The sequence below is a fragment of the Asticcacaulis biprosthecium C19 genome (assembly GCF_000204015.1).
Taxonomy (GTDB): Bacteria; Pseudomonadota; Alphaproteobacteria; order Caulobacterales; family Caulobacteraceae; genus Asticcacaulis; species Asticcacaulis biprosthecius.
This window is the reverse complement of record NZ_GL883078.1, coordinates 452268-463555: the sequence shown is the minus strand read 5'-3', so window position 1 is coordinate 463555 and position 11288 is coordinate 452268. Positions and strand designations below refer to the sequence as shown.

Genomic DNA, 11288 nt, shown 5'->3' with positions numbered 1-11288 from the left:
CTATTCCACTGACGGTAATACCCCTCCCACCGCTTCGCGGTCTCTGCGCTGGCGAAAGCTGTACTTTCGCTGCGCTTACCCCGCAGGCGGGGCGGGAGAAGACATTTTAAATCATTCCCAATCGAACGGCGCATAATCTATCCTCGGCAGAAACGTGTAACGCCCGTAGTGGCAACAATCTCAGGACGCGGATCGGCTCCTGTCGGAACAACCTTGTAGTCGATCAATGTCAAACCGCTGACGTTGCGCGCCCATAACCCATAGGCAGGCGCATCGCCGCCGATCGCCTTGCCCTCAACATCCTTGCCCACCCCGCCCCAGTGGGCATCGATCATATGCGCGTCCGGATAAACCCCGCGCAGATCCGGAATCTGATCTTCCTTCAACCAACCCGTCGAAGGCCGCTGCCCGATCCGGACATTGCGCAACACGACATCTTCGATCGGTTGTTCTGGGACACTCAAAAAATACGACCCGCGCGGACCATTGTCCTCACCGGTAATCCCATCGAACACGATCCGCCGCAACCGTCCAATCCCTGGCTTGGCCTGCTCCGGCCTGACCCGACCGCGGTTTTCCAGCCGCAAAAAGAACGGACTCTTGGCACGAACAATGTGCACGTCATACGCCAGCAGGTTCTCCACCAACCCACCGTCGACCATCTCCCACGAGAAAGCACTGTCGGCATCGACCGTCTTGATCCGCCGCATCGCTTCCGACACCCCGCCGATCTCGCAGTGCCGGACTAATACATTGCGGAAGACGCTCTGGCTGTCGGTGCCGTACTTGATGGCATTGCACGACGTATAGAGTTTGCAGCGCTCGATCAGGATGTTCTCGCCCGCCCGCTGGGCAGCCCCCTTGAAACAGATGGCGTCGTCGCCGGAACTGATGAAGCAGTCGCGCACGATCACCCGGCGGCAGCCATCGATATCCAGGCCGTCATTGTTGAAGTTGGCCTGGTTTTCGACCGTCATATGCTCGACCAGCAGGTCGTCGCAGTTGAGATAGTTCTGCATCCAGCACGGCGAGTCCTTCAGCGTAATGCCGTGGATATGGACGCGCTTACAGTCGATCACCCGGATCAGGAAGGGCCGTCCGGGCGTACCATGAATGGTCTCGTCGCCTTTGAAATTATGGCCGCGACCGTCGATCTCGCCTTCGCCGCACAGGGCAATGTTCTCGCATCCTTCGGCAAAGATCAGCGACTGGTTCATGCCCATATTGCTGTCCATTACGGTCGGGCGCGTGGCCACCCGTTCGGGATAGTCCTTCAGGTCAAGACTGCCCAGCAGGCGCGCCCCCTTGGCGACCTCCAGCCGGACATGGCTCCTCAGGTCCAGAGTTCCGGAAACATATTCGCCCTGGCTCAGCCGTACCGTTCCACCCGAAACCGCCGCAGCATCGATCGCGGCCTGAATCGCTTTTGTTGCCAAGCCCTGGGTATCGCCATAGTCCTCGGGCCTGAACACCGTATCCGGCCCGTTCCACGGCTTCAGCGTTGCCGTCAACACCGCGGCCATTGCGTCGAGGTCACGGCGCAGATCATCGGCCCATTGCGGATAGACGCAGGTGGCGGCCTGGGTTTTACTGGCCAGGGCGGCGGCGATCAGCCCGGCGCCAAAGGCACGTCGCGATAGCTGTGGCATCTTCTCAACCTGTTCTTTTTTTATGACGTTAACCTATTGCCGGACCGCGGAAAAGAGGCCCGATGGTGGAGTGCCATCGGGCCTTTCAAGGTACACCGGCCACGGGAGGGAGCCGGTGCGGGTCGAAAAGGGCGCCGGACGAAACCCGTCCGGCGCAAGTCAGCGCGCTCGGGGACGCGCATCACAGACGCCGCGGTCAGAAATTGACCTTGGCGCCCAGGAAGAAGACCCGGCCTTCGACATCGTAAGTCGCGGCCCAGGTATTGGCATTGGCCTGAGAGGAGCCCACCACCGGCGGATCCTTGTCGGCGATGTTCTGGACACCGCCGTAGATCTCGACATGGGCGGGCAGTTGATAGGCGAAGCTGAGGTCGAAATAGTGCTGACCCTCGATCACCGGACGGGTCAGGCTCTCCAGGGCCGGCGCCGTGCCGCCCGCCCGCTTGGGCAGCAGGTAACGGTCGATGGTCACCTTGCCGATATAGCGGTCGCGCAACGACAGGGTCAGCGGGCCGTTCTTCCAGGTGATGCGGGAAACACCCTTCCATTGCGGGATCGGCTGGCCACACGTTGGACCATAGGCGCCGACGCAGTAGTTCTTCAGGTGCGGCAGGGCCTGGACAGGGGTGCCGGTAAACTCATCGGTATAGGTCCAGATGGCGCCCAGGTCGAAGCGGCTGCCGCCGTCGAACAGACCCCAGTCCGTGCGGAAGGTGTAGCGGCCGTCGACGTCGATACCGCTGGTCTTGATGCCGCCGGTATTGGCGTTGGTCGTGACGACATAGTTGGGGCTGGTGATTTCACCGGTGGTGTTGCTGCGGGTGATCGCCTTGCAGAACTCCGAATTGGCGTCGGCAATGATGGTGTAGCACAGGTTCAGCGTGTTCTGGAGACCGCCGCCCAGAGGGGCGATGGCGCCATCCAACTCGATGCTGTACCAGTCGATCGCCACGGCCAGTCCCGGCACGAAGCTGGGCGTAAAGACCGCGCCGAAGGTATAGGTGTCGGACTGTTCTTCACCGACGTTCGGGTTGCCGCCGATGGTGTTGCCGATGATGGTGTTGGGCTGTACGCCGGTACCGAAGACCGCCGCTGAAGGTACGCCGGTGGCTTCGCAGAGCGTACGAACCGCGACCGTCTGCTGGGCCGAAGGGGCGCGGCTGGAACACGGATCGGTGGCCGAAGCGAACTGCAGCGACTGGCCGCCGTACAGTTCGCCGACATTGGGTGCGCGGATGGCATGCTGGAACTGGCTGCGGAAGGTGATCGAACGGTTGAGCGACCACTCGGCCCCCAGCGAATAGGTCCATACCCCACCGACGCCCTTCAGGTCGTATTCCGAATAGCGGAAGGCGCCATTGACGTTCAGCCGGCGCGCAAAGGGCAGGTCGGCCAGGATGGGGGCGCGTACTTCGCCGTAGACTTCTTTCACCGCCACGCTGCCGCCGGTCGGCTTGGCGGCATTGAAGCCCGAGACATCACCGGAACTCAGGAAGGTGTCGGGCGTGTACCTGGCTTCGTTATGGCGCCATTCGAACCCGGCGTTGAAGTCGACCGGGCCGGCTGGCAGGTCGAAGGCCTCGCCGCTCAGATTGGCGACCACCACCTGCTGCTGCGCGGTCTGGACGTTGGTCGAGTTGATGGCGATGGCCGCAGCGCCGGCGGCCGAGATGCTGTCTGCACCGAAAACGTCCAGCACGGGTGCCTGGCCGTTCTGTGACAACAGGGCCTGGGCGTAACGCGACCGCGAAGCGCTGCCGCGCTGGCTGTCGGTATTCTGGGTGCGGGCATAGGAGTAGTAGAGGTCGTAGTTCAGGTCGCGCAGGAAGTTGTCCGACGCGTTGCCCAGGTTGCCGCGGATGCCAAACGCCGTGCGGAAGACATTACGCTCCGACGAGTTGAAGCGATCTCCGACTTCGAGCAGGCGGCGACCAATGCCCAGAACGGCCAGGCCGTCATTCGGCGTGGTCGAATAGGTCAGCGTGCCCTGGGTGATGGATTGCGGGCCGGTCTCGCGCATGTCGAGCTGGCGCAAGACTTCCTGCATTTGGGAACTGAGATGCGGATTGTTCACATTCAGCAGGAAGTTGCCGTTGATGTTGGTCGGCGCCAGCTGCATGTTGACGACGTTGTTCGAGAAGTGCGCTTCCAAATAAGCCGTGACCTTCTCGTTGAAATCGTAGTGGATGAAGGTGTTGGCCATCCAGCGGGTCTGCGGAATGATCAGATAGTTTTCCGGCCCCAGATTATAGTCATCCTTCGGTGTCAGGGCCGGGCGGGCCTGGGCGCCGTCAAACGTAAAGCCGCGGGCGCCGGCACTCTGCAAGCCGGCAGCCAGAAGGGCGGCGTCGAGGCCGGGATTGGACTGGGCCGAGCCATAGGTCGGGATGCCGAAAAAGCGGCCGGCCGGTATGTCGCCGGACCCGCCGGAGACCAGGCCCATACGGCCGCCGGCGCCGACGCAGGTCTGGCCCGACGGGACCGATTGCGGCGTGCCCGGCTTGTCGTCGCTCCACGAGGCCGAGGTGACGCAGCCGTCCGACAGCGAGTAGAAGGCGTAACCGCCGCGCTCGCCGCGGGTGATCGAGCCACGGTTGAGATAGTCGAGCGAGACCACCGCATTGCCCTTGCCGTCGGCGAAGTTGCCGCCCAGCGTCAGGTCGACCGTGTAGGTCGGGGTGGCGGTATGTCCGTCCCAGCGCTTTTGGGTGCTGACCTCGACGCCGTCGAAATCGTCACGCATGATGAAGTTGACCACGCCCGTGATCGCGTCGGAGCCATAGACGGCCGACGAGCCACCGGTGACGACTTCGGTGCGCTTCAACAAGGCGGCAGGGATGGTATTGATGTCGGTCGTGCCGTCGGTTCCGGAAATCGCGAAACGCCGTCCATTGACAAGGACCAGGTTGCGCTGGGCGCCGAAGCCGCGCAGGTTCAGGGTGGCGGTGCCGCCGGGAACGGTGTTGGCGGTCGGGCCGTTGTTCTGCGAGCCGATGAACTGCGGGTTTTGGTTCAGCAGAGTTTCGACGTTCTGGGTGCCCGACAGTTTCAGTTCTTCGGCATCGACCACTGTCACGGGGGTGGGGGCTGTAAACCCGCGGCGCGCCAGGCGCGAACCCGTCACCACAACCGGCTGGTCGGCCTCGATCGGCGCCGCATTGGGGGCCACGCGCAGGGCGATGATATTGCCGTCGTCCGAAGGCGATCTCCAGGCCGGTGCCGGCCAGAAGCTGGGCCAGAGCGGCACGGACATCCAGGCTGCCCTGCACCGAGCGGGTCTGGACGCCCTGGAGCGTGCCGGCGGGAGCGACGATCTGGACGCCGGCCTGGCTGGCGAACTGCGGGATGGTGCGAACCGCGTCGGCGGCGGGGACGTTGAAGCTCTTGGTCTGGGCCATGGCGCCGGTAGCCAGAACCAGCCCGATCAGGGCGGCCCCGGCGAACAGCATCGCCTTGTTACGACTGTGGCGTATCGTTTGCATCTGTTTCTCTCCTGCTCGCGTCCGCTTTCTTTTTGTGCGGACTTCTGGAAACCTAGACGCATGGGCTGCGAAATTTCCTCTATGCGGTTAACGAAAAAATATTGACGGCATGAAGAGACGGGTTTGAACCCGGTTTCGACGTACAGACAGGCAAGGCCTCAGCCTTGCACCAAAAGCTTTTCGCCGTGGCGCTCACCTAGGCGCCGCCATCCGGCAACAGGCCGAACCGATGGGGCGCTCTTGCCGGACCGTCGGTGCCATCCTCGATGTCCTTCAGGATCGGACAATCGGGCCGCTCATCGCCGGCGCAGCAGCTTGCAAGGCTCTGGAGTGTTTGCGCCATGGCTTCAAGTTCTGTGATCTTTTTGCGAAGAACTGCCACGTGCCCGAGAGCCATGTCCTTAACGTCTGCGCTATGTCGTGTCCGGTCGCGCCAAAGCGCCAGCAACTCGGCAATGCCCTCGACAGAAAAGCCCAGATCACGGGCACGGCGTATAAAACGCAAAGTATGGACGTCTTTTTCCGCATAGGTTCGATAACCCGCCCCGGAACGTGCAGCCGGCGATACCAGCCCTGTCTGCTCGTAATAGCGGATCATTTTGGCGGATACGCCAGACGCCTTGGCGGCCTGTCCGATGTTCATAGGAATCCTATTTTTTAAAGAGCATGATTGGCCCACCTATCGATCTAGGTAAGTTTCCCATGATGGGAAGGCAAGCGTAAAAAAAATCTCAAAGACGCCATTGACCTTCCCACAATGGGAAGCCCCACCATAGGCATCAAGCTACAAAATCAAGCTGGCGCGAGCCTAGGAGGCAGTCATGGACGATAGACCGAAGACACAGGTGCATGAGGGGCATCACGACCTTAGTCAAATGGGGCAAAAGCCCGGCTGTTGTCACAATAAATCGCCCGCGCCTTTTCCGGATAAGGCGCATGACCACGATTGCCATCATGCACATGGACATGCAGCCGCGCCCGGACCGGCACCCAAGCCCAAGGCCGGCGAGGCCGTCATCTACACCTGCCCAATGCATCCCGAAATTCGTCAAGAGGGGCCGGGGTCCTGCCCCATTTGCGGTATGGCTCTGGAGCCGGAGGTCGTCACCCTTGAGGCACCGAACAATCACGAGTTGAAGGATATGACGCGCCGCCTGTGGATCGCGACCGCGCTGACTATACCTGTGGCGTTTCTGGCCATGGGCATGCATTTCGGTCTCAACCGCTACGTACCGATGCCGGTATCGCTCTGGCTTCAATTGCTGCTGGCGACACCGGCTGCGCTGTGGTGCGGCTGGCCCTTCATCACGCGAGGATGGGATTCAGTCAAAACCCGCAATCTGAACATGTTTACCCTGATTGCCTTGGGGGTTCTGGTTGCCTGGGGCTATTCCGTCATTGCGGTCCTGGTACCCGATGCGTTCCCCGATCTCACCGGCATGGGGCCGGACGTTTATTTTGAGGCGGCGGCGGTCATCACGACGCTTGTGCTTGTGGGACAGGTCCTGGAACTCAAGGCCCGCGCCCAAACGGGCGATGCCATACGTGCACTCCTGAAACTGGCGCCCGCGACCGCACATCGCCTCCACGGCGAAACGGAAGAGACCGTGCCGCTCGATGCTATTGTCGTCGGTGACTTATTGCGCGTCCGCCCCGGTGAGAAGATCCCAACCGATGGCGAAGTTGTCGAGGGCACAAGCCATCTCGACGAATCCATGCTGACCGGCGAGCCCATGCCGCAGACCAAAGCCAAGGGTGACAAGGTAACGGGCGCGACCATCAACCAAACGGGCAGCTTTGTGATGCGGGCAACCCGCGTCGGCAATGACACGCTCCTTGCCCAGATCGTGGCGCGGGTAGGCCAGGCGCAACGCTCCCGCGCCCCCATCCAGCGCATGGCCGATCAGGTATCGGCCTGGTTCGTCCCCGCTGTCATCATCATTGCGGCGCTGACCTTTGCAGCATGGTTGCTTTTGGGCGCCGAGCCAAAACTTGGCCACGCCATGCTCAATGCGATTGCGGTTTTGATCATTGCCTGTCCGTGTGCGCTTGGCCTCGCCACGCCGATGTCGATCATGGCGGGAACCGGACGTGCAGCGCACATGGGAATCCTTATTCGTGACGCCGCCGCGCTTGAGGCCTTCGAGAGCATCGATACCCTGGTGTTCGACAAGACCGGGACGCTCACCGAAGGCCGCCCAAAACTCACAGACGTCAAATCAAGTGGCGACATATCCGAAGACCGGCTGTTGTCTTTGGCAGCCTCCATTGAAGCTTTGAGTGAGCACCCTATTGCGATGGCCATCGTCGCCGGCGCGAAGGAACGTGGCGCGGCGATCCTGGCCGTCACGGATTTCGACTCTCCCACCGGTAAGGGCGTGGTCGGAAAGGTGGAGGGGGTGATTGTGGCCCTTGGCAATACGGCGCTCGTGGGCGAGGACGCGACCCTGCTGGAACTTGCCCGCCCTTTACGCGATCAGGGCCAGACGGTGGTGTATGTTACCATCGATGGAAAACCAGCCGGTGTCATCTCCGTCGCTGATCCGGTCAAACCGTCCACTCAGGCCGCGCTCAAGGCGCTTCATGCGCGTGACATCCGGATTGTCATGCTGACGGGCGATAACGAAGCCACGGCAAAGGCGGTTGCCAAAACCCTGGGCATCGATGAGATAAGAGCCGACGTTCTTCCCAACCAGAAGGCCGATGTGATCGAGGACCTGATCCGGCGCGGCCGTAAGGTTGCGATGGCAGGTGATGGTGTCAATGACGCCCCGGCTCTGGCCGCTGCGACGGTTGGCATCGCCATGGGCAACGGGACGGACATCGCCATGGAAAGCGCCGGTATCACCTTGATCAAAGGCGATTTGGGCGGCATTGCCAAGGCCCATGCGCTGAGCCGTCTGGTCATGCGCAACATCAAACAGAATCTTGTCTTTGCCTTTGCCTATAATGTTGTCGGCATCCCCATAGCTGCCGGCGTGCTTTACCCCAGCTTTGGGATTCTGCTGTCGCCCATCATCGCTTCGGCGGCCATGGCGCTCAGTTCGGTCTCGGTGATCGCCAATAGCCTGAGAATAGGTTCAGCGCGTATTGAGACTTAGCCGCCAAGGTGCAGAACTTGACTCGTATCAAAGCCCCGCCTTTAACTTTCTGGCAGACATCACTATACTGGATGAGCATGACACAGTTTCTGACACGGCTGATCGTAGGCGCGATATTCGTCTTCATGACGGTATCATCGCCCCTGCATGCCCATGTCATGCCTAGCCAGGGCACTGTTGCAGCGGTTGAAACCATGGCCGCGATGGATGCAAACGGCATGGACGAAGCGTGCGCGAAAGCTATGGCGGAAGCCGTGGCTGCGGACCATTCCGGTGATAAGCACCACGAGGAAAAAAGCAGTGCATGCTGTGATACCGGCTGTAGCTGTCCCTTGAGCCATTGCGCAAATATGGCGGCGTGCGTTTCCTGCGGCAGCTTCAGCCTGATTGAACACGGCGAGAGGTTAGTCCCGGAAGGATCGAGCCAGGATTTGCCGTCGTATCTCTCCGACACGCTTAAACGACCGCCCCGAGCGCAATCCCGTTTTGTTTGACGTTTAGTGTGCGCTTTTCGGCGCATGCCCAACCCTGTCTGCATACTGGAAAAACGCATGAAAACCATATTGTTTTGGGCGCTTGGCATCTCAGCTCTGGTGTTTTCACCCATGGCTGCGGTGGCTGAAAGCCGCGAATACAACCTGACCATCAGCCGCCAGGAGGTGTTGATCACCGGGCAACCCCTCAATAAAATCACCCTCAACGGCACCATTCCCGGCCCTGTCCTTCGCTTCAAGGAAGGTGATGACGCCGTCATCCACGTCACCAACACTCTGGACGAAGAGAGCTCAATCCACTGGCACGGCCTTATCCTGCCGGGGAACATGGATGGGAGTCCGGGCTTCAATGGCTTTAAGGCCATCAAGCCGGGTCAAACCTTTACCTACCGCTTTCCGATCCGGCAGGCCGGGACCTACTGGTATCATTCTCACACGATCCACCAGGAACAGGATGGCCTTTATGCCGGTCTGGTCATCGAACCTGCCACGCTCGATCCCGTAAAAGCCGAGCGTGATTACGTCGTGCTCCTGTCGGATTTCTCGAAGGAAGATGCCGCCGATATTCTGAGCAACCTCAAAATGTCATCCGACTATTACCAGACCCATCGCCGGACAGTCGGCGATCTGTTTCGTGATATGAAGGAGAAGTGGCCTGGCAAGGCGGTCAAGGACGCAGGCGCCTGGGGTAAGATGCGCATGCTGCCAACCGACATCTCGGATGTGAAGGGCTACCACTTCCTGGTCAATGGTCTGGCGAATGATCAAAACTGGACGGGCCTATTCAAGCCCGGCGAGCGCGTCCGCCTGCGCTTTATCAATGCGTCTGCCATGACCATTTTCGATATCCGGATACCGGGACTGAAAATGACCGTTGTCGCGGCAGATGGCCAGCCGGTTGAGCCGGTTGAGGTCGATGAGTTCCGCTTTGGCAACGCAGAAACCTACGACGTCATCGTCACGCCTCTGGATGACAAGGCCTATACCATCGCCGCGGAGTCGATCGATCGTGAAGGGTTTGCAATTGGAACGCTGGCCCCCCGCGATGGCATGAAAGGTGAGATCCCCGCGGGCCGTCCGCGTGCGCACCTGACCATGGCCGATATGAACATGGAGGTCATGATGCGCGATGATCCCGACATGGACATGAGCGACATGGAAACCGAAAGCGGCTGGGCCAGGACCTTTGCGCCGGAGGGTACGAAAGTCCTCTCTTATGACGACTTGCGCTATCTGACGGAGCAACCCGACACCCGTGCGCCGACACGCGACATTACGGTGCGTCTCGGTGGCAATATGGAGCGTTATATCTGGACGATGAACGGGACGGTTTTTGATCCGATGAAGGGAATCAATATCGCCTACAACGAGCGTGTCCGGATCTCGTACGTCAACGAAACGATGATGGCGCATCCCATCCATCTGCACGGCATGTTCACGCAAGTTGAGAACGGCCAGGATGCAGGCAAGATGCCCAACAAGCACACGATCATCGTACGGCCGGGACAGACTGTTTCCGTGATCCTGACGGCCAACGAGCCAGGCGAATGGCCGATCCATTGCCATCTGCTTTATCACATGGCGACGGGCATGATGGCCAAGGTCATCGTGGCCCAGCCCGGTGAGGCCATTGCGTTACCGGCCTCCGACGCGCCAGCGATGGATCACAGCGGACATGACATGAGCAGGATGGGGGCGGAGTCAGCACCAACGACATCCGTACCGGTCGATACCGAGGATCATTCACAGCATGGAGCAGCGGCACTAGCCGAACCGGCGACTAAGCCCGCTCCGAAAAAGGAACCCGCTAATACGCAACCGGCTCAGCAAGGAGGCCATCATGACCATCACTAAAGCCGTTTTGTCAGTCTTGGCCTTGCTCCTGCTGCCACTGCCCGTGCTGGCCGCTGATCTTGACGAGGAAAAGATGGCTCACGATCATGGCGGCCAGGTGTTTCATGCCTTCCGATTGGAAACGGACATGGGGCGCCGGCGCGGCGAAGACGTAGCGAGTTGGGACCTGGATGGCTGGGTCGGCACGGATGTGAACAAGCTCTGGCTCAAGAGTGAGGGCGACATCGAAGACGGTGAGGTTCACGAGGCCGAGCTGTGGGCGCTCTACAGCCGAAATGTTTCGACCTTTTGGGATGCACAGGTCGGCATTCGCTACGATGCCGAACCGGAAGGGCACACGTTTCTTGCCTTTGGCATGAATGGGCTCGCGCCCTACTTCTTTGAGACAGAAGCCCATCTTTTCATTCGCGATGATGGCGCCCTAAGCGCCCGGCTGCGACAGGAGAACGAATGGCTTTTGACCAACAGGCTCATCATGCAGCCCTATGCGGAAGTCAATCTGAGCGGGGAAGACGATCCCGAGCTTGGCATAGGCTCGGGCCTGACAAGCGGGAAGATTGGACTTCAAACGCGCTATGAGTTCAGCCGGAAGTTCGCACCCTACGTCGATATTTCCTACGAACAGAAGTTCGGCAGGACGGCCGACTATGCCCGCGCTCATGGCGAAGAGGCTGACGCGACGACATTACGTGCCGGCATTCGCTGGTT

At 60.4% G+C, this 11288-nt stretch carries 7 protein-coding genes and 1 pseudogene; 4 read left to right on the top strand and 4 right to left on the bottom strand.

Annotated elements, in window-relative coordinates; all coding sequences use genetic code 11:
- Window positions 1-137 precede the first annotated feature (137 nt).
- The 4 genes and pseudogenes from ABI_RS12565 to cueR all read right to left on the bottom strand — a co-directional run bounded on the left by ABI_RS12565 (window position 138) and on the right by cueR (window position 5774).
- Entirely contained in the window at window positions 138-1649 is a 1512-nt protein-coding gene (locus ABI_RS12565) for a glycoside hydrolase family 28 protein (protein ID WP_006273379.1), read from the bottom strand.
- Between the two features lie 196 nt (window positions 1650-1845).
- Window positions 1846-4902: a TonB-dependent receptor domain-containing protein gene (locus ABI_RS12560; RefSeq protein WP_157138884.1), complete on the bottom strand. Its 3057-nt coding sequence runs from the start codon at window positions 4900-4902 to the stop codon at window positions 1846-1848.
- Window positions 4895-5047 (bottom strand): annotated as a pseudogene (locus ABI_RS26660) (hypothetical protein); the annotation flags it as partial. The pseudogene ABI_RS26660 and the gene ABI_RS12560, both read right to left, overlap by 8 nt.
- A 280-nt stretch (window positions 5048-5327) precedes the next feature.
- Window positions 5328-5774 carry a Cu(I)-responsive transcriptional regulator gene (gene cueR, locus ABI_RS12550; protein ID WP_006273375.1) on the bottom strand — a complete coding sequence of 149 codons (447 nt, stop codon included), beginning with the start codon at window positions 5772-5774 and terminating at the stop codon, window positions 5328-5330.
- Between the two features lie 178 nt (window positions 5775-5952).
- Between cueR and ABI_RS12540 the strand changes: the two genes are divergently transcribed.
- From ABI_RS12540 to ABI_RS12525, 4 genes are all read left to right on the top strand, one after another.
- A complete protein-coding gene (locus ABI_RS12540) occupies window positions 5953-8232 on the top strand; it encodes a copper-transporting P-type ATPase (protein ID WP_083811496.1) in 2280 nt (759 codons plus the stop codon).
- Between the two features lie 77 nt (window positions 8233-8309).
- On the top strand, window positions 8310-8726 hold the full coding sequence (locus tag ABI_RS12535) for a hypothetical protein (RefSeq protein WP_157138882.1): 417 nt from the start codon (window positions 8310-8312) through the stop codon (window positions 8724-8726).
- Between the two features lie 24 nt (window positions 8727-8750).
- Window positions 8751-10580, top strand: a complete 1830-nt coding sequence (locus ABI_RS12530) for a copper resistance system multicopper oxidase (protein WP_006273372.1) — start codon at window positions 8751-8753, stop codon at window positions 10578-10580.
- On the top strand, window positions 10567-11288 hold a 722-nt coding region (locus ABI_RS12525), incomplete at its 3' end, for a copper resistance protein B (RefSeq protein WP_050808286.1). The genes ABI_RS12530 and ABI_RS12525, both read left to right, overlap by 14 nt.

Coding starts and splice junctions, on each gene's coding strand:
- ABI_RS12565 (WP_006273379.1), bottom strand. CDS start 1,649: ATGCCACAGCTATCGCGACGTGCCTTTGGCGCCGGGCTGATCGCCGCC.
- ABI_RS12530 (WP_006273372.1), top strand. CDS start 8,751: ATGCCCAACCCTGTCTGCATACTGGAAAAACGCATGAAAACCATATTG.
- ABI_RS12540 (WP_083811496.1), top strand. CDS start 5,953: ATGGACGATAGACCGAAGACACAGGTGCATGAGGGGCATCACGACCTT.
- ABI_RS12535 (WP_157138882.1), top strand. CDS start 8,310: ATGACACAGTTTCTGACACGGCTGATCGTAGGCGCGATATTCGTCTTC.
- ABI_RS12560 (WP_157138884.1), bottom strand. CDS start 4,902: ATGTCCGTGCCGCTCTGGCCCAGCTTCTGGCCGGCACCGGCCTGGAGA.
- cueR (WP_006273375.1), bottom strand. CDS start 5,774: ATGAACATCGGACAGGCCGCCAAGGCGTCTGGCGTATCCGCCAAAATG.